The sequence below is a fragment of the Pseudoxanthomonas sp. LjRoot143 genome (assembly GCF_964252945.1).
In the GTDB taxonomy this organism is placed as follows: Bacteria; Pseudomonadota; Gammaproteobacteria; order Xanthomonadales; family Xanthomonadaceae; genus Pseudoxanthomonas_A.
Genome location: NZ_CAXUPM020000001.1, coordinates 2,888,249 through 2,908,470, shown reverse-complemented (window position 1 = coordinate 2,908,470; position 20,222 = coordinate 2,888,249). Strand labels below are relative to the sequence as shown.

Sequence of the window (20,222 nt, the reverse complement as noted above, 5' to 3'; positions counted from 1 at the left end):
TTCTGTCTACAATGTGACCCCCGGTTCCACCGATCCCCCGTTCCAACGACGCAAGGAATGATCATGAACAAGACCACCCGTGTTCTGCTGCTCTCCATGATGTCCGTCGCCGTGCTGGCTGGCTGTAAGAAGGACGTCAAGCCGACCCCGCCGACCGACACCACGACCACCACCCCGACCACCCCGACGACGCCGACCACGTCCGGCCTGTACGGCCCGAACGATCTGGACACCGACGCCTGCCTGCGCCAGCGCGTGGTGTACTTCGATCTGGACCAGGACGCCCTGAAGCCGGAGTTCCAGGCCATCATGGGTTGCCACGCCAAGTACCTGCGTGACCGTCCGTCCTCGCGCATCACGCTGGAAGGCCACGCCGACGAGCGCGGCAGCCGCGAGTACAACCTGGGTCTGGGCGAGCGCCGCGGCAATGCCGTGAATTCGGCCCTGCAGGCGAACGGCGGTTCGGCCAGCCAGCTGACCGTGGTCAGCTACGGCGAAGAGCGCCCGGTCGCGACTGGCTCGGACGAAGCGTCCTGGTCGCAGAACCGTCGCGTCGAGATCGTCTACACGGCGAAGTAAGCCGTCGTCGACACGATGATCGCGAAGAAGACCTATCTGCTGGTCCTGGCGGCGGCCCTCGTGGCCGCCGCTCCCGCCTACGCGCAACGCGTCAGCCTGGCCGATCGCGTGGCCGCGCTTGAGGCGAAGGCCAACAACCCGCAGCAGAACCTCGACCTGCTCAACAAGGTCACCCAGCAGGAAGCGGAGCTCCGCGAGTTGCGCGCCCAGCTGGAGCAGCTGCAGAACGAGAACGAGCAGCTCAAGCAGCGCGGCCGCGACCAGTACCTCGACCTGGACGGTCGCCTCAACCGCCTGGAAGGCGGCACCGCACCCGCCCCGGCCGGCACGACGCCTGCCGCGCCCCCCCTGGGCAGTGCCCCCGTCGTTGCGCCGGCCACCACGCCGGCGCCCGTTGCAGGGGCGACCGCCGAAACTCCGCCCAGCGTCCATGGCGACATGGGCGCGCTGTCCGCCGCCGGCGACGAGCGCACCGCCTACAACGTCGCGTTCGACCGTCTCAAGGCCGGCGAGTACGCCGATGCGGCGCAGTTGTTCACCAGTTTCCTGCAGCTTTACCCCAGCGGCGTGTATGCGCCCAACGCGCTTTACTGGCTGGGCGAGAGTTACTACGTCACCCAGAATTACGCACTGGCCGCGGAACAGTTCCGCGCGTTGCTCGTACAGTACCCGACCCACGACAAGGCGCCCGGCGCCCTGCTGAAGATCGGCTTGTGCGACTACGGACTGGGCAAGCTGCCCGAAGCCGAGCGCACCCTGGGCGAGGTCATCGCCAAGTATCCCGGCACCGACGTCGCCCGCACGGCCGACGACCGGCTGCGCGCCATCCAGCTCGGTCGCCTGCGCTGAGGCGACCACGTCCGGCGCGCCTGGCGGAGATGCCGGGCCGCCAGGGCGTATCATGCGCACCCCATGAATGACGCCGCCCGCCCCAGCGAGATCGTCCAGTCCCCGCTGGAACGCCTCAAGATCACCGAGATCTTCCTGTCCCTGCAGGGCGAGGCGAACGCGGTCGGCTGGCCCACGGTCTTCGTCCGCCTGACCGGCTGCCCGCTGCGCTGCCAGTACTGCGACACCGCCTACGCCTTCCACGGCGGCGAGTGGCGCGAGATCGACGACATCGTCGCCGAAGTCGCGCGCCAGGGCGTCCGCCACGTCTGCGTCACCGGCGGCGAGCCACTGTCGCAGAAGCGCTGCCTGCTGCTGCTGAGGAAGCTGTGCGATGCCGGTTTCGACGTGTCGCTGGAAACGTCGGGCGCGTTGGACATCACCGATGTCGATCCGCGCGTGTCGCGCGTGGTCGACCTGAAGACGCCCGGCTCGAAGGAAGTGGCACGCAACCGGCTGGAAAACCTGCCGCTGCTCACCGCGCGCGACCAGGTGAAGTTCGTCCTGTGCGGCCGCGCCGACTACGAATGGGCGCGCGGCATGCTCGCCGAGCACCGGCTGGCCGAGCGCTGCGACGTGCTGTTCTCGCCCAGCAAATCCGAACTGTCGCCGCGCGACCTGGCGGACTGGATCGTCGAGGACCGCCTGCCGGTGCGCTTCCAGATGCAGCTGCACAAGCTGCTGTGGAACGACGAGCCGGGGCGCTGACGCAGCGCCTGCGGTAGCCTACCTTTCACCCCACGAAGCATCGCCCCATGAAGAATGCCGTCGTCCTGCTGTCCGGAGGCATGGACTCCGCCGTCGTCGTCGCCATCGCCCGCGAACAGGGCTTCGCCGTGCATGCGCTCAGCGTGCGCTACGGCCAGCGCCATACCTCCGAACTCGACGCCGCCGCGCGCGTCGCCACCACGCTCGGCGCCGCCGCGCACAAGACCGTCCACGTGGACCTGCGCAGCATCGGCGGCTCCGCGCTGACCGCCGACATCGACGTGCCGGAAGCCGGCGGGCCGGGCATCCCGGTGACCTACGTGCCGGCGCGCAACACCATCATGCTGTCGGTGGCGCTGGGCTGGGCCGAAGTGCTGGGCGCCAACGACATCTTCTGCGGCGTCAATGCGGTGGACTATTCGGGCTACCCGGATTGCCGCCCTGAGTTCATCCAGGCCTTCGAGATGCTCGCCAATGTCGCGACCAAGGCGGGCGTGGAAGGCGCGGGGCTGCGCATCCAGGCGCCACTGCTGCGCATGAGCAAGGCCGACATCGTGCGCGAAGGCGTGCGGCTGGGCGTCGATTTCGCGCAGACCGTGTCCTGCTACCAGGCCGACGCACAGGGCCGCGCCTGCGGACACTGCGATGCCTGCCGCCTGCGCGCTGCCGGCTTCGCCGACGCCGGCGTACCCGACCCCACGCATTACGTGTGAGGCAGGATTTCGCCCCTTCGCGGACGATGCGCTAGAATGCGCATCCCGGTGCAAGGCCGGGATGCGTTTCCGGGCCGTTAGCTCAGTCGGTAGAGCAGAAGACTTTTAATCTTTTGGTCGAAGGTTCGAATCCTTCACGGCCCACCACGCACATCCCGCCGCCGCGCCATCATGCGCTGCGTTCGCGTCGGCGCCCGGCAGGAAATCTTCCGCGTGACCACGGCAGCGCGTGACTGGACGGCGCAGGCGATCCAGCGCATCGAAGCGGACTACAACCGGTCCGCCGACACCCACCTGATCCCGCTGCCGCTGCACGGCTTTCCCGGCATCGACGTCTACCTCAAGGACGAATCCAGCCACCCGACCGGCAGCCTGAAGCACCGGCTCGCGCGCTCGCTGTTCCTGTACGCGCTGGCGAACGGCTGGCTGCGTGAGGGCGCGCCGGTCATCGAGGCATCCAGCGGTTCCACCGCGGTGTCCGAAGCCTATTTCGCGCGCCTGCTGGGCTTGCCCTTCATCGCGGTGATGCCGTCGTCTACGTCGCCGGACAAGATCGCCGCGATCCAGTTCCAGGGTGGCCGCTGCCACCTGGTCGAACAGGCGGCGGCGATCAATGAGGTTTCCCGGCAACTGGCGCAGGAGAGCGGGGGCCATTTCATGGACCAGTTCACCTACGCCGAGCGGGCCACCGACTGGCGCGCGAACAACAACATCGCCGAATCCATCTTCAAGCAGATGGAAGCCGAACCGCATCCGGTGCCGGCATGGATCGTCTGCAGTCCGGGCACCGGCGGTACCAGCGCCACCCTGGGGCGCTACGTGCGCTACCGTCGCCACCCGACGCGTGTGCTGTGCGCGGATCCCGAGCATTCGGTCTTCTTCGACCAGTACCGGGGCGCCTGCGACGGCTACGAAGACACGACGCTGACCTGCGCGCGCGGTTCCGGCATCGAGGGCATCGGGCGTCCGCACTGCGAGCCCAGTTTCATCCCGGCCTGCATCGACGCGATGGTCAAGGTGCCGGACGCGCTGAGCCTGGGCGCCATGCGCCACGTCAGTGCGGTACTCGGGCGGCGCGTCGGCGGGTCGACCGGCACCAATTTCGTCGGGATCCTGGCGGCGGCCACGCGCATGCGTGCGCAAGCGCAGGCCGGCTCGATCGTCAGCATCCTGTGCGACAGCGGTGAACGCTATGCGCACAGCTACTACAACCGGGACTGGTATCTGCAACGCGGCATCCCCATCGTGGAAAGCGACGACGCCATCGCCGCGGCGGTCGCCGGGCGCGGGTTGCCCGCGCTGGCCCAGGCCGATTGGCCGAACTGAATACCCCCTTCTGAACGAGACGCCCCCATGACCAATCCGTTGCTCGACTTCGGCCTGCCGCATTTCGATGCGATCCGTCCCGAGCACATCGCCCCTGCCATCGACCAGTTGCTGGCCGAGGCCGAGGCGGCGGTGAAGACGGCCGAAGCCGTCGCGCCGGTCAGTTGGGATGCGTTCGCGGTACCGCTGGACGATGCCACCGAGCGCCTGGCACGTGCCTGGAACCAGGTCACCCACCTGGAAGCCGTGATGAACAGCCCGGCGCTGCGCGCTGCCTACAACGCGCAGTTGCCGAAGGTGACGCGCTTCTGGAGCGCGCTGGGACAGAACCTCGCACTATACCGGCAGTACCGTGCACTGGCCGATGCGCCCGAAGCGGCGCAGTACGACGAAGCGCGTCGCAAGGTGCTGGACAACGCGTTGCGCGATTTCCGGCTCGGCGGTGCCGAGTTGCCGGAGGAGCAGAAGGTGCGCTTCGCCGCGGTGAAGGAAGAGCTTGCCGGGCTCTCCGCCAAGTTCTCGCAGAACGTGCTGGATGCGACCGACGAGTACGAGTTCTGGATCAAGGACAAGCAGCACCTCGGTGGCCTGCCGGCCGACGTGGTGTCGGCCGCGCGCGCGGCGGCCAAGGCCGACGACGAGCCGGGCTGGAAGTTCACCCTGCAGATGCCGTGCTACCTGCCGGTGCAGGCCTATGCGGACGACCGCGCGCTGCGCGAGACGCTGTACCACGCGAATGCGGTGCGCGCGTCCGAACTCGCCGACAACGCGGCGCTCGACAACTCCGCGCTGATCGATCGCATCCTCGCCCTGCGGTCGGAACTGGCTGTGATGCTGGGTTTTGCCAGCTACGCGGACTATTCATTGGCCACCAAGATGGCCGACACGCCCGATGACGTGCTGAGCTTCCTGCGCGACCTCGCCGCACGCGCCAAACCGCATGCGCAGCGCGATCGGGCGGAGCTGGAAGCGTTCGCCCACGAACAGCTCGGCCTGGAAACGCTGGAGGCTTGGGACCTGGCCTACGCCAGCGAAAAGCTCAAGCAGACGCGCTACAGCTTCTCCGCGCAGGAAGTGAAGCAGTACTTCACCGAGCCGGCAGTGCTGGCCGGGCTGTTCGGCGTGATCGGCGATCTCTACGGGCTGCGCGTCGAACAGGACACCGCGCCGACCTGGCATCCGGATGTGCGTTTCTATCGCCTGATCGACAGCGACGGTGCGCTGGTCGGCCAGTTCTATCTCGACCTGTACGCCCGCGAAGGCAAGCGCGGCGGCGCCTGGATGGACGACTGCCGCAACCGCCGTGAGACGGCGCGCGGTACGCAGACGCCCCTGGTCTATCTGGTGTGCAACTTCGGCAGGGGCATGGACGGCAATCCGGCCACCTTCAGCCACAACGACGTCACCACCCTGTTCCACGAAATGGGTCATGGCCTGCACCAGCTGCTGACCCAGGTCGGCGAACTCGGCGTGGCCGGCATCAACGGCGTCGAGTGGGACGCGGTGGAACTGCCCAGCCAGTTCATGGAGAACTTCTGCTGGGAGTGGGCACGCGTGCAGGCGATGACCGCGCACGTGGACACCGGCGAACCGCTGCCGCGCGCACTGTTCGACCGGATGGTGGCGGCCAAGAACTACCAGAGCGGCATGGCCACCGTGCGCCAGCTCGAATTCGGCCTGTTCGACATGCAGCTGCACAGTGGCTTCGATCCCGCCGACGACAGCGTGCTCGCCTTGCTGGACCGCGTGCGTGCCGAGGTGGCGGTGAACATCCCGCCGGACTGGAATCGCTTCCCCCACCAGTTCAGCCATATCTTCGCCGGCGGCTACGGGGCGGGGTACTACAGCTACAAGTGGGCCGAGGTGCTGAGCGCCGACGCCTATGCGGCCTTCGAGGAGGCCCCGACCGACGTCGCCGACACCGGCGCGCGCTTCCGTCGCGAGGTGCTGGCGCGGGGCGGAAGCCGGGCGGCCGCCGACAATTTCCGCGCCTTCCGCGGCCGCGCGCCCCGGATCGACGCGCTGCTGCGCCACTCCGGCATGGCCGGATAAGCATCGCGGCGGATCCTGGAGGGCAGGGCGGAACCCGCTCCCAGTGGGTTTGACCCCGCCTGTAAACGTTTTCATAATGGCTCCCCCGTAACACCGGCGTTCCCGGGAGGACCGCTTACATGCCGCATCAGCGAAGGATCGAAGGCCTGATCGCCGGGATGACGCTGGAGGAAAAGATCGGCCAGCTCGGCGCCTTCGCCGATGCGTTGCGGCCGTTCGCCTTCGAGGTCAATCCCGAGACCTTCGCCCGTGATGCCGAGCAGGTACGCGAGCAGATCCGCAGTGGCCGCGTCGGTGCACTGTTCAATGGCGTAGGCGCGGCGGAAGGCCGCGAGGCGCAACGCATCGCGGTGGAAGAGAGTCGTCTCGGCATCCCGCTGTTGCTGGGCGCCGACGTCATCCACGGTATGCGCACGGTGTTCCCGATCCCGCTGGGCGAAGCGGCCAGCTTCGAACCCGAGCTGGCCGAGCGCACCGCGCGCGCCACCGCGAAGGAGGCCACCGCCGCCGGCATCCACTGGACGTTCGCGCCGATGGTCGACATCGCCCGCGACCAGCGCTGGGGCCGCGTGGCGGAAACCTCCGGCGAGGACGTCCATCTGTCCTGCGAACTGGCCGCCGCCCGCGTGCGCGGTTTCCAGGGCCCTGACCTGACCGCCGCCGATTCGCTGCTGACCACGCCGAAGCACTTCGCCGCCTACGGCGCGATCTCCGCTGGCCTGGATTACAACTTCGTGGACATGGCGCCGCAGACGCTGCGCGACGTGCACCTGCCGCCGTTCAAGGCCGCGATCGATGCCGGCGCGCTGACGCTGATGAGCTCGTTCAACGACATCAACGGCGTGCCGGCCTCGGCCAATCGCGAACTGCTGACCGACATCCTGCGCGGCGAGTGGAAGTTCGAAGGCTTCGTCGTCTCCGACTACACCTCCGACCTGGAGCTGATCGCGCACGGCTACGCCAGCGATGAAGCCGACGCGGCGCAGAAGGCGCTGTCGGCCGGCCTGGACATGAGCCTGCAGAGCGGCATCTACGCCGGCCACGTCGCCACGCTGGTCGCCGAAGGCCGGCTGAGCATGGACGAGGTCGACGAGGCCGTGCGCCGCGTGCTGCACGTCAAGGCCGCGGTCGGCCTGTTCGACGATCCCTACCGCTGCCTCGACGCCGAACGCGAAGCCGACCAGTCGCACATCGCCGCGCACGATGCGCTGGCGCGCGACTGCGCGCGCCGCTCCATCGTGCTGCTGAAGAACGAGGGCGACCTGCTGCCGCTGAAGAAGACCGGCCAGCGCATCGCGCTGATCGGGCCGTTCGCGCAGGACACCGCCAACCTCGGTGGCTGCTGGAACATCTTCGGCGACGCCTCACGCATGGTGGACGTGGAAACCGGCGTGCGTGCCGCGCTGGACGATCCGTCCGCGCTGGTCGTCGTGCCGGGCAGCGGCATCGAGGAGGCGATCGACGGCGGCATCGACGCCGCGGTCGCAGCCGCGCGCGCGGCCGATGTGGTCGTGCTCGCCGTCGGCGAGCCGCACGAGTTCTCCGGCGAAGCACAGTCGCGCACGCAGATCGTGCTGCCTGCCGCGCAGCAGGCACTGGCCGAGGCGGTCGCCGCCACCGGCACGCCGGTCGTCGTCGTGCTCCGAAACGGCCGTGCGCTGGCGCTGGAAGGCGCGGTGCGCGAGGCGTCGGCCATCCTGGTGGGCTGGTTCCTCGGCACGCAGACCGGTCCGGCCATCGCCGACGTGGTGTTCGGCGACTACAACCCGTCCGCGCGCCTGCCGGTGAGCTTCCCGCAGGACGCCGGCCAGCAGCCCTACTTCTACAACCATCCCGCCACCGGCCGTCCCAACGTGCCGGGCACGCCGCGTTTCTTCCAGACACGTTGGCGCGAAGTCACCCACGCCGCGCTGTATCCGTTCGGCCATGGCCTGTCGTACACGCGCTTCGACTACGGCGTGCCGCAGCTCGATACGCAGACGCTGGGCTGGGACGACACGCTGACGATCCTCACGCGCATCACCAATACCGGTGCGCGTGCGGGCGAAGAAGTCGTGCAGCTCTACCTGCGCGACCGTACCGCCAGCCGTGTGCGCCCGGTGCGCGAACTGAAGCGCTTCCGCAAGATCGCGCTCGCTGCAGGCGAGTCGCAGGACGTCGAATTCACGCTGACGCGCGCTGATCTGGAGTTCCATGGCGTCGACAACCGCCCTGTCGCCGAGCCCGGTCTGTTCGACCTGTGGGTCGCGCCGTCCAGCGCGGTCGGCGACGCGGTGCCGTTCGAACTGCTGGCGCCCTGAGCCGCATGTCCGTGAGTGACGCCGCGATGCCGGCCCCCGGCGCGCGCGAACGCATCGCCACCCGCATCGCCTTCTTCATCGGCGGCTTCGCCATCTCGGCGTGGGCGCCGCTGATTCCGTTCGCCAAGCACAAGCTTGCCCTCGATGACGGCCAGCTCGGCCTGATGCTGCTGTGCCTGGGTGTCGGCTCGGTGCTGATGATGCCGCTGGCCGGCGGGCTGGCGGCACGGTTCGGTTGCCGTCGCATGATCCTGGCGGCGGGCGCGATGATCTGCCTGTGCATGCCGGCGTTGATGCTGGCGCCCAGCATTCCCGTCCTCGCGCTGGTGCTGGCCGTGTTCGGCGCCAGCATGGGCGTGCTCGACGTGGTGATGAATGTGCAGGCGGTGATCGTCGAACGCGCCAGCGGCCGCGCGATGATGTCGGGCTTCCATGGCATGTACAGCGTCGGTGGCATCGCCGGTGCTGGTGGCGTGGCCGGTGCGCTGGCGCTGGGCGCGCCGCCGCTGCTGGCGATCGGCGGCATGGCGGTGGTCGCTGCCCTGCTGCTGGCCGGCGCGCGGCGCGGGTTGCTGGAAGAGGGCGGCGATGCGGATCAGCCAGCGTTCGTGTTGCCACGTGGACGTGTGTTGCTGGTCGGTGCGGTGTGCTTCGCGATGTTCCTGTCCGAAGGTGCAGTGCTGGACTGGAGTGCGGTCTTCCTCACTTCGGTACGTAACGCCGATCCGGCCACCGCCGGGTTCGGCTATGTGGCGTTCGCGGTGACGATGACGATCGGACGGCTGACCGGCGACCGCATCGTGCAGGCGCTGGGTGCGTTCCGTGTGGTTGTGTGCGGTGCGTTGATCGCGGCGGCAGGCTTCACGCTGGCGATACTGGTGCCGTCCTCGCTGGCCGGTCTGGCCGGCTTCGCGCTGGTCGGTGCCGGCGCCGCCAACGTGGTGCCGGTGATGTTCTCCGCCGCCGGGCGCCAGCGCAGTATGCCCACGCACCTGGCGGTCGCCGCGGTCACTACCATGGGTTACGCAGGGGTGCTGCTGGGGCCGGCGGCGCTGGGCTTCATCGCCAAGCTGACCTCGCTGGCGGCGGCGCTGGGCCTGCTGGTCGTACTGCTGGTGGCGGTGGCCCTGGTCGCGCGCGTCGCCACGCGCGACTGAGCGGCTTACGGGCGCGGTGCGCCGCGCATCATCGGGCCGCCGGGGTAACCGTATGGGCCGTAGTAGCCACCGGGCCCGTCGTAACGTTCGACGTTGATGTTGAAGTTGAACGTACGCGGCTTGCCCTCGTCGTCGTACGTGGTCTTGCAGAGATTGAGGTTGGCTGCGTTGTAGGTGCTGCGGCCATGGCCCTTGCTGTAGCCGATGCCGGTGGTCACGCTGCCCGACACGCCGTCTCCGTCATCGTCGCCGTAGTACACGCAGGGATCGATGGGGGCAGCCGGTGCCGTGTCCTTCGTCCGTGCCGGCTGGCGGTCGCCATACCAGGTGCCCGGCGGATCCTTGGCATAGGTCGCCTCCCGCGGCACGCTCAGGTCGAGTGCTTCCGCCGTCGGCTGCGCGAGCGCGGGCGCGGTGGTCAGCAGGGCCAGCAATGCGATGGGCAAGGTCTTCATGGGACATCCCGGGAGGAGGGCGCGCCGGCTGGCGGACCTGAAAGGCAACCTAACAGCCGCGGATTGAACGTCGGCTGAGATCGGCGCGTGCGGGCAGGGAACTTCATCCCGCCGCACCCAGCACGTCCAGCACGCGCTGGCCGTAGCGCTCCAGCTTGGCGCCGCCGATACCGCCGACCCGGGCCAGTTCGTCCAGCGTGGCGGGCTGCTGCTCGGCGATGTTGCGGAGCGTGCTGTCGTGGAAGATGACGTAGGCGGGGACGTTCTGTTCGCGCGCGAGTTGCGCGCGCAGGTCGCGCAGCACCTGGAAGCGCGGCAGGTCGGCGGCCTGGACCGGCACGCCGCTGCGCGATCCGCGGTCGCGCTCGCGCTTTTCGCGTTGCTCCTTGCGCAGCTGCAGGCGGCGCTCGCCGCGCAGCACCGCGCGGCTGCCCTCGGTCAGGCGCAGGCTGCCGAACTCGGCCTCCACTTCCAGCAGGCCGCAGGCCACGAGCTGGCGGAACACGCTGCGCCACGCCGTGGCGTCCAGGTCCTTGCCGATGCCGTAAGTGGTCAGGTGGTCATGGCCGCACTGGCGGATGCGCTCGCTCTCGCTGCCGCGCAACACGTCGATGACATGGTTCACACCGAAGCGCTGGCCGCTGCGGTACACGCAGCTCAAGGCCTTCTGCGCGGCCTGGGTGGCGTCCCAGGTCTCGGCCGGGCTCAGGCAGTTGTCGCAGTTGCCGCACTCGTGCGGATAGGTTTCGCCGAAGCCGGCCAGCAGCACCTGCCGCCGGCACTGGGTGGACTCGCAGTAGCCCAGCAACTGGTCCAGCTTGCGCCGCTCCAGCCGCTTGCGCTCCTCGCCGGCCTCGCCCTGTTCGATCATCTGCTTGAGCAGCACCACATCGCCCAGGCCGTAGCAGAGCCAGGCTTCGGCGGCCTCGCCGTCGCGACCGGCGCGACCGGTCTCTTGGTAATAGCCCTCCATCGACTTGGGCAGGTCCACGTGCGCCACGAAGCGCACATCCGGCTTGTCGATGCCCATGCCGAAGGCGATGGTCGCCACCATCACAATGCCTTCCTCGCGCAGGAACCGCCGCTGGTTGTGGGCGCGCACGCTGGCATCCAGGCCCGCGTGGTAGGGCAGGGCATTGAAACCCTGCTCGGCCAGGTAGTCGGCGAACTGCTCCACCCGCTTGCGCGACAGGCAGTAGACGATGCCGGCCTCGCCACGGTGCTTGCGCAGCATGTCGCGCAGCTGGTGGCGTGCGTTGTCCTTCTGCACCACGGTGTAGCGGATGTTGGGGCGGTCGAACGAGCTGACGAACTTCTCGGCCTCGACCAGGTTCAGCCGCTCGGCGATCTCGCGCTGGGTGGGCGGATCGGCGGTCGCGGTCAGCGCGATGCGCGGCACGTCCGGCCAGCGCTCGTGCAGCAGGGTCAGTTCCAGGTATTCGCGGCGGAAGTCGTGGCCCCAGGCCGAGACGCAGTGCGCTTCGTCGATCGCGAACAGCGCGATCCGGCTGCGGTCCAGCAGCGACAGGAAGCGACCGGTCAGCAAGCGCTCGGGCGCGACGTACAGCAGGTCCAGCTCGCCCGCCAGCAGCGCCTGTTCGACCTGCTGGGCCTCGTCCGCCGCCAGTGAGGAATTCAGGAAGGCCGCACGCACGCCCAGTTGGCGCAGCGCATCCACCTGGTCCTGCATCAGGGCGATCAGCGGGGAGACGACGATGCCGGTGCCGTCGCGCAGCAGTGCGGGCACCTGGTAGCACAGGGATTTGCCAGCACCGGTCGGCATGAGGACCAGGGCATCGTGGCCGGCGGCGAGGTGTTCTACGATCGCCTGCTGGTGGCCACGGAAGGCGCTGTAACCGAAGACGCGCTGCAGTGTTTCAAGTGCGGGGGACGACATGGGCACAGGATAACCCGGCCCCCGGGCGGGCCGGTCGCGCCCACGGCGGCGATGCGTGTAGGAAAACCCCGATCCGGGCGCGAAAAGCAGGACGCCCGGCAGGGGCCGGGCGTCGGTGCGTCACGGAAGCGTGGATTACTGCAGCAGCGAGCGCAGCATCCAGGCGTACTTCTCGTGGGTCTGCAGGCGCTGCGTCAGCAGGTCCTCGGTCGGGGCATCGTCCGCGTCGTCGGCGATGTCGAGCACCTTGCGCGCGGTACGGCAGACGGCTTCGTTTCCGATCACCAGCTGGCGCACCATCTCGCGCCAGTCGGCGCTGTCGCTCAGGCCCGGCTCTTCCGGGATCGAGGTCAGGCTGACGAACTCGCGGTACGAGCCCGGGGCGTTGAAGCCCAGTGCGCGGATGCGCTCGGCGATTTCGTCCAGTGCGGTCCACTGCTCGGTGTACTGGGTTTCGAACATCGTATGCAGCGAATTGAACATCGCGCCGGTGATGTTCCAGTGGAAGTTGTGGGTCTTCAGGTACAGCGTGTAGCTGTCGGCCAGGAAGCGCGACAGGCCGTCGGCGATCTTCTTGCGTTCGCCGCCACTGATCCCGATATCGATGTTCGGTGCCGACGGGGCGGCTGCGAGGGGCGCAGCCACGGAGGTGGCCTTGGTCTTGGCGGGCTTGGTCTTCGGCTTGGCCATGCGGATTCTCCTGTAGGTGGGTTGAGGCGGCACAATAGACACACTAGAACATGTGGCGTGAGCGAAAAGTTTCAACGCCGTGCTTAAAGAATGATGACCCCCCGCCATCCCACCCCCGACCGTACCCCCGAGCGCGCCGCCCTCGACCAGGGGCGGCGTGCGCTCGACGGTGCACTGAGCCGGGACCGTGGCCGGCTGCACGGGCTGTGGTCGCGCTGGCAGGGCAAGCCGGCCGATGCCGGCGCGCGGCAGGCCTTCGAACAGGCATTGACGGCCTCGATCGCCAGCCGCGAACGGCGCCTATCGACCGTGCCGGCGGTGACCCTGGATGAGTCGCTTCCCATCGCCCGCGAGGGCGAGCGCATCGTCGAGCTGATCCGGAACCACCAGGTCGTCGTCATCGCCGGCGAGACCGGCTCCGGCAAGACCACCCAGCTGCCCAAGCTGTGCCTGGCCGCCGGCCGCGGTGTGGCCGGCATGATCGGCTGCACCCAGCCACGCCGCATCGCCGCGCGCGCGGTGGCGCGACGCGTGGCCGAAGAGTTGAACACCGAGCTCGGCCGCGGCGTCGGCTTCCAGGTGCGCTTCAACGACCAGGTCGGCGAAGACACCCACATCAAGTTCATGACCGACGGCATCCTGCTGGCGGAGATCGCCAGCGACCGCTGGCTGTCGGCCTACGACACGATCATCGTCGACGAGGCGCACGAACGCAGCCTCAACATCGACTTCCTGCTCGGCTATCTGAAGCAGCTGCTGCGCAAGCGCCGCGACCTGAAGGTCATCGTCACCTCGGCCACCATCGATACCGCACGCTTCGCGAAACACTTCGACGACGCCCCGGTGATCAGCGTGGAAGGCCGCACGTATCCCGTCGAGGTGCGCTACCGCGCGCTGGAAGGCGAAGGCGAACAGGAAGGCGAGCGCACGGTCAACGACGGCATCGTGGCGGCGGTGGACGAGATCACCCGGCAGGATGCGCGCGGCGACGTGCTGGTCTTCCTGCCCGGCGAGCGCGAGATCCGCGATGCGCACCAGTCGCTGGAGCGTCGCAAGTACCGCAACACCGAGGTGCTGCCGCTGTACGCGCGCCTGTCCAACCAGGACCAGGACCGGGTGTTCAATCCGGGGCCGAACCGGCGCATCGTGCTGGCCACCAACGTCGCCGAGACCTCGCTGACGGTGCCGCGCATCCGCTACGTGGTCGATCCGGGCTTCGCGCGCGTCAAGCGCTACAGCCCGCGCAACAAGCTCGACCGCTTGCACATCGAACCGGTCTCGCAGGCCAGCGCCAACCAGCGCAAGGGCCGCTGCGGCCGCATCGCCGAGGGCATCTGCTACCGCCTGTATGCCGAAGCGGACTTCCAGGCGCGCGCGGAGTTCACCGATCCGGAGATCCGCCGTTCCAGCCTGGCCGGGGTGATCCTGCGCATGCTGCAGCTGGGCCTGGGCCGGATCGAGGATTTCCCGTTCCTGGAAGCGCCGGACGAGCGCGCGGTGGCCGATGGCTGGCAGCAGCTGGCCGAACTCGGTGCGATCGACGGCGAGCGGCGCATGACCGCCATCGGCAAACAGATGGCGCGGCTGCCGGTCGACGTGAAGCTGGCGCGCATGCTGGTGGCCGCGCAGGCCGCCGGCTGCCTGCGTCCGATGCTGGTGATCGCCTCGTTCCTCGGCATCCAGGACCCGCGCGAGCGGCCTGCCGACGCGCGTGGCGCGGCCGACACGGCGCACGCGCAATTCGCCGACGGGCGCTCCGAGTTCGTCGGCGTGCTGCGCCTGTGGGATGCATATCGGCAGGCGCATGAAGACTTGACCCAGTCCAAGTTGCGCGACTGGTGCGGGCGGCATTTCCTCGGCTTCCTGCGCATGCGCGAATGGCGCGAGCTACACCGCCAGCTGCGCCTGCTGTGCGAGGAGCTGGGCTGGAAGGAAGAAGCCAGCGAAGCCTCGATGGCGCCACTGCTCGCCGGCAGCAGCGCGCCGCCCGCCGCGCGCGATGACGCCGCCGCGGTGAAAGCGACGCGTGGCCAGCTGCATCGCGCCGCGCGTCTCGCACGCGAGGGCAAGACCGAGGCTGCACCGGCGCCGGTCGCCGTCAGTGCGCAGAAGCAACAGACGCCCGCCGCGGGCGGCTTCAGCGAGCGTGTACGCGCCGCCGCCTACCAGACCCTGCACCGCGCGCTGGTCGCGGGCCTGCCGACGCAGATCGGCCATCGCACCGACAAGGGCGATTTCCAGGCGCCCCGACAACGCCGCTTCCTGCCGTTCCCGGGCTCGCCGTTGTCGAAGCGCCCGCCGCCCTGGCTGCTGGCCGCCAATCTGCTGGATACGCAGAAGGTGTGGGGCATGACCCTGGCCGCGATCGAGCCCGACTGGGTGATCGCGGAGCTGCCACACCTGCTGCTGCGCAAACACTTCGATCCGCACTGGTCGCGTGTGCAGGGGCAGGTGCTGGCCTCGGAGCAGATCAGCCTGTTCGGCCTGGTGCTGGCGCCGAAGAAGCCCGTGCACTACGGCCGCATCGCACCGGGCGAGGCGCACGACATCTTCGTGCGCCAGGGTCTGGTGACCGGCGAGATCAACACGCGCGCGTCGTTCGTCGCCGACAACCTCAGGACGCTGGAACAGGCGCAGGAAGAGGAAGCCAAGCTGCGCCGCGCCGGCCTGGTCGCCGACGAGGACTGGCAGGCGCGCTGGTATCTGGACCGCGTGCCGGCCGATCTCCATTCCGCTGCGGGGCTGGATACGTGGTGGAAAGCCTTGCCGGCCGACAAGCGCCGCGCGCTGCACTGGTCGCTGGCCGACCTGCTGCCGGGCGAAGGTAGCGAGGAGGACCGCTATCCGAAGTATTTCCCCTTGGGCGATGCGCGACTGCCGCTGCATTACAAGTTCGAGCCCGGATCCGTCGATGACGGCGTGACGCTGGAAGTGCCGCTGCACCTGCTCAATGCGCTCGACCCCGCACGTCTGTCGTGGCTGGCGCCGGGCTTCGTCGCCGACAAGGCGGCTGGACTGATCCGCAGCCTGCCCAAGGCGATGCGGCGCAACTATGTGCCGGCGCCGGATTTCGGCCGCGCGTTCTTCGAAGCGTTCGCCAAATCCACTGCCGACGACATCCGCGGCGAGTTGGCGCGTTTCCTGTCGCGGGCGACCGGCGTGGCGGTCAGCGCGCTTGACTTCGACGAGACCGCGCTGGAGCCGCACCTGCGCATGAACCTGCGCTTGCGCGAAGACCCGCGCGGCGGAGGCGAGGGCAAGGTGCTGGCGGAGTCGCGCGACCTCGACGAACTGCGCGCCCGTTTCGGCGCGAAAGCGGGACAGGCGTTCGCCGCGCGCGCGGGCCGCGAGATGGCGGCCACCGGATTGCGCGACTTCCCTGCGCAGCCGATCCCGCGCGAGGTACCCGGCGAAGCCGGCGTGCCGGCGTATCCCGCGCTGCGCGATGACGGCGAGACGGTAGCGCTGCAGGTGTTCGCCGACCGCGCAGAGGCCGCTGCCGCGCATCCTGGCGGCGTGCGCCGCCTGCTGGAGGTCGCGCTGGCCGACAAGGTGAAGCAGGCGCGCAAGCAGTTGCCGGTATCGCCGAAGACCGGCCTGCTCTATGCGGCCATCGAATCGCAGGAGCGGTTGCGCGGCGACATCGTCGATGCGGCGATGAACGCGGTGCTTGCAGACGGACTGGAGGCGATCCGCGACCGCGCCGCGTTCGAGCAGCGGCGCGACGACGCCAGCAAGCGTCTGTTCGGCGAGGCGATGGAGCGGCTGAAACTTGCCGAAGCGATCCTGTCCGCGGTGGCGGAACTGAAACCGCAGCTGGACGCGCCGCTGATGGGCTGGGCGCGCGGCAACCTCGACGACCTGCTCGCGCAACTGGCGGCGCTGGTGCATCCCGGTTTCCTGCGCGACACGCCGGCCGATGCGCTGGCGCAGCTGCCGCGCTACCTGAAGGCAATGACCCTGCGCGCCGAACGCGCCAAGCGCGATCCCGCGAAGGACCAGGTACGCATGCTGGAACTCAAGCCGTTCGCCGACGCGTTGGCGCAGGCGAACGAGGACGGCATCGCGCAGGCACCGGACTGGCAGGCGCTGCGGTGGGACCTGGAGGAACTGCGTGTGTCGGTGTTCGCGCAGGAACTGGGCGCGAAGAGCGGCGTGTCGCCGAAGAAGCTCGCGCAACGCCTGCAGGCGCTGCGCGGGTGAGGCATCGTGTGCGCGTCAGTCGGCGCGCTGCACCTTGGGCCGCGGATTGTGGCCTTCGACCTGCAGGTACCAGCCGCTGATCTTGCCGGGCGACACCGTGACCTTGGCGTTGCCGAGCGGCTTGCCCGCGTAGTACTCGCCGTCGATCACCCGCCAGCGCTGGCCGTTCTCCAGGGTGAACACGGTGCCGCGCGACCAGCCCTTGAGGCTGTTAGCGGCCAGCGCACTGGCGACCGGCTGCAGTCCGTCGCTGCCGAACAGGGTGCCCGTCACGCGCGGACCATCGTCCCTGCGCTCCTTGCGGACTTCTTCAACGACCGCTTTCCTGTCCTCATCGAGCAGGCTGTTGAGCAGTTGCAGCTGCTCGCTGCTCAGCTGGTCCAGGCCGGTGGCCTTCATCTGTTCCGGCGTGAGGCGATTCTGGATGTCGACGTAGTCGCGGGCGTGCAAGGGCAGGGCGACGATGCACAGGGCGGCAAGGGGCAGGAGGCGTTTCAGGCGCATGGATGTTCTCGGTCGGTCATTTGATGCGGCGGACGGGTGCGGCGGTGTTGTAGCCGTCGATCTTCAGGAACCATGTGTTGCCGAAACGCGACGGCGTGATCTTCACCACGGGATCGGTGCGACGGACGCCTGCGAGCGATGCCGGCTCGACCTGTTCCCACACCTGGCCATTGGCGAGCGTGTACTGGCGTCCCTTCGCGAAACCGTTGAACGCGCCGACGATCGTGCTCTGTATCGGCTCGGTGGTGCCGAAATCGAAGAACCCGCGGGTCTCCTGTTCGACCTCCTTGCGGCCCTCCTGCTTCGCCTGCGCAGCCGCCTGCGCGGTCTGCTGGCCGACGCGTTGCTGCAGCCACGCATCGAGCGCGGCGAGTTCCTCCGCGCTCAGCTTGTCCAGGCCGGCGGCCTTGAACTCGCTGTCGCTCATCGCGTTGCGCAGCGGCTCGAGAGAATTCTGCTGCGCGACGGCGCACGTGGATGCGACCAGCAGCGCGACGGATAGAAACAAGCGGCTCATCTTCATGGTTGTTCCGGCGGTCGACTGGCCGGTAGTGTAGTCATTCCGGCGGCGCTTGACCGCCCAGTCCCGCGCCCATGCCTTCCCCCGTCCAGGACATCGCCACGCTGCTGCAACGACCCGCGATCCAGGGGTTGCCGGCACCGCTGCGTCGCGCGCTCGCCGGAGCGGTGGACGCCGCGGCGCCGACGGGCGACATGCCGGACACCATCGGCGTGCTCGCCGACACGCTCGACACGCTGGTGACGCTGGGAGCGGATGGCGATGTCGTGCTCGCCGCCCTGCTGCATGGCGTGCCGGCACTGGCCGAGCCGGTGGGCAGCCAGGTTCCCGGGCTGGCGGCCCTGCTGGAGGGGCAGGTGGCGGCGGCCCAGGTCTGGGCGCTGCATGCGGAACAGGTGCGCGGAGTGAACACGGAAGGCTTGCGCCGGCTGCTGCTGGCGATCGTGCGCGACCTGCGCGTGGTCACCATCCTGCTGGCCCGGCAGCTCGCCCGCATGCGCGCCGCGGGCGCCCTGCCCGAATCCGAACGGCAGGCGCTGGCGCGCCTCACCCGCGACATCCACGCGCCGCTGGCCAACCGGCTGGGCATCTGGCAGCTGAAATGGGAGCTGGAAGACCTCGCATTCCGCTACCTGCAGCCGCAGGTGTACAAGCAGATCGCCACGCAGCTCGACGAGAAGCGCATCGGCCGCGAGCGCTACATCGGCGAGGTCATCGACGCGCTGCGGGCGGCACTGGCCGAGCATGGCATCCGGGCGGACATCAGCGGCCGGCCGAAGCACATCTACAGCATCTGGCGGAAAATGCAGCGCAAGCAGGTCGGCTTCGACGAGCTGTACGACCTGCGCGCGGTCCGCATCGCGGTGGACGACGTTGCCGCGTGCTATGCCGCGCTCGGCATCGTGCATGCGCTGTGGGTACCGATCCCCAGCGAGTTCGACGATTACATCGCGCGCCCAAAGGCCAACGACTACCGCTCGCTGCACACGGCCGTGGTCGGCCCGGAAGGGCGCACGGTCGAAGTGCAGATCCGCACGCACGAGATGCATGCGCAGGCCGAACTGGGCGTGGCGGCGCACTGGAAGTACAAGGAAGGCAAGGGTGGTGGCGATGCCTTCGATCGCAAGATCGCATGGATGCGCCGGCTGCTCGATGGTGCGGCAGAGGGTTCCGGCGGCGAAGGCAGCCTCGCGGGCGAACTGGATGCGGAACTGGTCGAGGACCGGATCTACGCGCTGACGCCGAAGGGAGAAGTGGTCGACCTGCCGCGGAGCGGCACCGTGCTCGACTTCGCCTACCACGTGCACACCATGGTGGGTCACCGCACGCGCGGCGCAAAGGTCAACGGCCGCATCGTGCCGCTCAGCCATGTGTTGCGCAGCGGTGACCGGGTCGAGATCCTGACCTCGAAGGAACCGGAGCCGCGGCGCGACTGGCTGCTGCAGGCCAACGGCTTTCTCGCCAGCGGGCGCTCGCGCGACAAGGTGCGCGCGTGGTTCCACAAGCTGGATCGCGCGCGCAACCTGCAGGCCGGTCGCGACCTGCTGGAGAAGGAGCTGAAGCGGCTGGGGCTGCACCACGCCGACCTGACGGGCGCGGCGAAGAAGTTCCATGCCGACAGCGTCGAGGAGCTCTACATCCAGGTCGCGCTGGGCGACGTCGGCCCGCACCAGGTCGGGCGTGCGCTGCACGAAGAGCAACGTGCCGCGGCCGAGCCGGATACGGTTTCGCTACCGGTGCTGCGACCGCCGCGCAAGGTCGCCAAGCCGGGCAAGTCGAAGTTCACCGTGCAGGGCGTGGGCAACCTGTTGGTGCAGCTGGCCAAGTGTTGCCAACCGGTGCCCGGCGAACCGATCGCCGGCTACCTGACGCGGGTCCGCGGCGTGACCGTGCACCGCGCGGACTGCGTGGCGTTCGCACGCCTGGCCGCGACCAGTCCGCAACGCGTGCTGCCGGTGGAATGGGGCCAGGCCGGTGGGGGGTACGAGGTGGACGTGCAGGTCACGGCGCTCGACCGGAAGTGGCTGCTCAAGGACATCACCACGCTGATCGCGCAGGAAGAAGCCAACGTGCTGGACATCAACAGCCAGAGCAACCGCACCAGCGGCCGCGTGCATCTGCGGCTGCGGCTGAAGGTCGCCGACTTCGGACAGCTGTCGACGCTGCTGGGCAAGCTGGATGCGCTGCCCGGCGTGGAAGACGCACGACGTTCAGGCTGAGTGGTTATGCT

The 20,222-nt window shown here is 68.9% G+C and carries 15 protein-coding genes and 1 tRNA gene; 11 read left to right on the top strand and 5 right to left on the bottom strand.

Features of this window, described 5'->3' with window-relative positions; genetic code table 11:
• Positions 1–63: 63 nt before the first annotated feature.
• The 9 genes from pal (at position 64) to ACSQ1W_RS14095 (ending at position 9,723) form a co-directional block, all read left to right on the top strand.
• Positions 64–579: a peptidoglycan-associated lipoprotein Pal gene (gene pal, locus ACSQ1W_RS14135; protein ID WP_192272724.1), complete on the top strand. Its 516-nt coding sequence runs from the start codon at positions 64–66 to the stop codon at positions 577–579.
• A 15-nt stretch (positions 580–594) separates the two neighbouring features.
• Positions 595–1,428, top strand: a complete 834-nt coding sequence (gene ybgF, locus ACSQ1W_RS14130; protein WP_436044300.1) for a tol-pal system protein YbgF — start codon at positions 595–597, stop codon at positions 1,426–1,428.
• A 63-nt stretch (positions 1,429–1,491) separates the two neighbouring features.
• Positions 1,492–2,175, top strand: a complete 684-nt coding sequence (gene queE / locus ACSQ1W_RS14125) for a 7-carboxy-7-deazaguanine synthase QueE (RefSeq protein WP_436044299.1) — start codon at positions 1,492–1,494, stop codon at positions 2,173–2,175.
• 47 nt (positions 2,176–2,222) lie between these two features.
• Positions 2,223–2,888, top strand: a complete 666-nt coding sequence (gene queC, locus ACSQ1W_RS14120; protein WP_436044298.1) for a 7-cyano-7-deazaguanine synthase QueC — start codon at positions 2,223–2,225, stop codon at positions 2,886–2,888.
• A 71-nt stretch (positions 2,889–2,959) separates the two neighbouring features.
• A tRNA-Lys gene (locus tag ACSQ1W_RS14115) sits at positions 2,960–3,035 on the top strand.
• Between the two features lie 66 nt (positions 3,036–3,101).
• The gene (locus tag ACSQ1W_RS14110) at positions 3,102–4,214 is read left to right on the top strand and encodes a PLP-dependent cysteine synthase family protein (RefSeq protein WP_436044297.1); all 1,113 of its coding nucleotides are present in this window, start codon (positions 3,102–3,104) and stop codon (positions 4,212–4,214) included.
• A gap of 27 nt (positions 4,215–4,241) precedes the next feature.
• Positions 4,242–6,266, top strand: coding sequence for a M3 family metallopeptidase (locus ACSQ1W_RS14105; RefSeq protein ID WP_436044295.1), 2,025 nt, complete (start codon positions 4,242–4,244; stop codon positions 6,264–6,266).
• A gap of 119 nt (positions 6,267–6,385) precedes the next feature.
• On the top strand, positions 6,386–8,566 hold the full coding sequence (locus ACSQ1W_RS14100) for a glycoside hydrolase family 3 N-terminal domain-containing protein (protein ID WP_436044293.1): 2,181 nt from the start codon (positions 6,386–6,388) through the stop codon (positions 8,564–8,566).
• Positions 8,567–8,571: 5 nt separating this feature from the next.
• A complete protein-coding gene (locus tag ACSQ1W_RS14095) occupies positions 8,572–9,723 on the top strand; it encodes an MFS transporter (RefSeq protein ID WP_436044291.1) in 1,152 nt (383 codons plus the stop codon).
• 5 nt (positions 9,724–9,728) lie between these two features.
• Here ACSQ1W_RS14095 and ACSQ1W_RS14090 read toward each other — a convergent pair whose 3' ends face one another.
• The 3 genes from ACSQ1W_RS14090 to ACSQ1W_RS14080 all read right to left on the bottom strand — a co-directional run bounded on the left by ACSQ1W_RS14090 (position 9,729) and on the right by ACSQ1W_RS14080 (position 12,765).
• Positions 9,729–10,178: a hypothetical protein gene (locus tag ACSQ1W_RS14090; protein WP_192272708.1), complete on the bottom strand. Its 450-nt coding sequence runs from the start codon at positions 10,176–10,178 to the stop codon at positions 9,729–9,731.
• A gap of 103 nt (positions 10,179–10,281) precedes the next feature.
• Entirely contained in the window at positions 10,282–12,075 is a 1,794-nt protein-coding gene (gene recQ, locus ACSQ1W_RS14085) for a DNA helicase RecQ (protein WP_436044289.1), read from the bottom strand.
• A gap of 135 nt (positions 12,076–12,210) precedes the next feature.
• On the bottom strand, positions 12,211–12,765 hold the full coding sequence (locus tag ACSQ1W_RS14080) for a Dps family protein (RefSeq protein ID WP_436044288.1): 555 nt from the start codon (positions 12,763–12,765) through the stop codon (positions 12,211–12,213).
• A gap of 93 nt (positions 12,766–12,858) precedes the next feature.
• Here ACSQ1W_RS14080 and hrpA point away from each other — a divergent pair, with 93 nt between their 5' ends.
• A complete protein-coding gene (hrpA, locus tag ACSQ1W_RS14075) occupies positions 12,859–16,968 on the top strand; it encodes an ATP-dependent RNA helicase HrpA (RefSeq protein WP_436046197.1) in 4,110 nt (1,369 codons plus the stop codon).
• A 15-nt stretch (positions 16,969–16,983) separates the two neighbouring features.
• Here hrpA and ACSQ1W_RS14070 read toward each other — a convergent pair whose 3' ends face one another.
• Together ACSQ1W_RS14070 and ACSQ1W_RS14065 are read right to left on the bottom strand one after the other, a co-directional pair.
• Positions 16,984–17,472, bottom strand: coding sequence for a hypothetical protein (locus ACSQ1W_RS14070; protein ID WP_436044287.1), 489 nt, complete (start codon positions 17,470–17,472; stop codon positions 16,984–16,986).
• 16 nt (positions 17,473–17,488) lie between these two features.
• Positions 17,489–17,995 (bottom strand): hypothetical protein, encoded by a 507-nt coding sequence (locus ACSQ1W_RS14065; protein WP_436044286.1) that lies wholly within the window; start codon positions 17,993–17,995, stop codon positions 17,489–17,491.
• 71 nt (positions 17,996–18,066) lie between these two features.
• On the opposite strand from ACSQ1W_RS14065, the gene ACSQ1W_RS14060 reads away from it, so the two are divergent.
• Positions 18,067–20,211: a RelA/SpoT family protein gene (locus ACSQ1W_RS14060; protein ID WP_436044284.1), complete on the top strand. Its 2,145-nt coding sequence runs from the start codon at positions 18,067–18,069 to the stop codon at positions 20,209–20,211.
• Positions 20,212–20,222: the final 11 nt, after the last annotated feature.

Bases quoted from the DNA above. Each gene is read 5' to 3' on its own strand.
- pal (WP_192272724.1), top strand. From the start codon at position 64: ATGAACAAGACCACCCGTGTTCTGCTGCTCTCCATGATGTCCGTCGCC.
- ybgF (WP_436044300.1), top strand. From the start codon at position 595: ATGATCGCGAAGAAGACCTATCTGCTGGTCCTGGCGGCGGCCCTCGTG.
- queE (WP_436044299.1), top strand. From the start codon at position 1,492: ATGAATGACGCCGCCCGCCCCAGCGAGATCGTCCAGTCCCCGCTGGAA.
- queC (WP_436044298.1), top strand. From the start codon at position 2,223: ATGAAGAATGCCGTCGTCCTGCTGTCCGGAGGCATGGACTCCGCCGTC.
- ACSQ1W_RS14105 (WP_436044295.1), top strand. From the start codon at position 4,242: ATGACCAATCCGTTGCTCGACTTCGGCCTGCCGCATTTCGATGCGATC.
- ACSQ1W_RS14100 (WP_436044293.1), top strand. From the start codon at position 6,386: ATGCCGCATCAGCGAAGGATCGAAGGCCTGATCGCCGGGATGACGCTG.
- ACSQ1W_RS14095 (WP_436044291.1), top strand. From the start codon at position 8,572: ATGTCCGTGAGTGACGCCGCGATGCCGGCCCCCGGCGCGCGCGAACGC.
- ACSQ1W_RS14090 (WP_192272708.1), bottom strand. From the start codon at position 10,178: ATGAAGACCTTGCCCATCGCATTGCTGGCCCTGCTGACCACCGCGCCC.
- recQ (WP_436044289.1), bottom strand. From the start codon at position 12,075: ATGTCGTCCCCCGCACTTGAAACACTGCAGCGCGTCTTCGGTTACAGC.
- ACSQ1W_RS14080 (WP_436044288.1), bottom strand. From the start codon at position 12,765: ATGGCCAAGCCGAAGACCAAGCCCGCCAAGACCAAGGCCACCTCCGTG.
- hrpA (WP_436046197.1), top strand. From the start codon at position 12,859: ATGACCCCCCGCCATCCCACCCCCGACCGTACCCCCGAGCGCGCCGCC.
- ACSQ1W_RS14070 (WP_436044287.1), bottom strand. From the start codon at position 17,472: ATGCGCCTGAAACGCCTCCTGCCCCTTGCCGCCCTGTGCATCGTCGCC.
- ACSQ1W_RS14065 (WP_436044286.1), bottom strand. From the start codon at position 17,995: ATGAAGATGAGCCGCTTGTTTCTATCCGTCGCGCTGCTGGTCGCATCC.
- ACSQ1W_RS14060 (WP_436044284.1), top strand. From the start codon at position 18,067: ATGCCTTCCCCCGTCCAGGACATCGCCACGCTGCTGCAACGACCCGCG.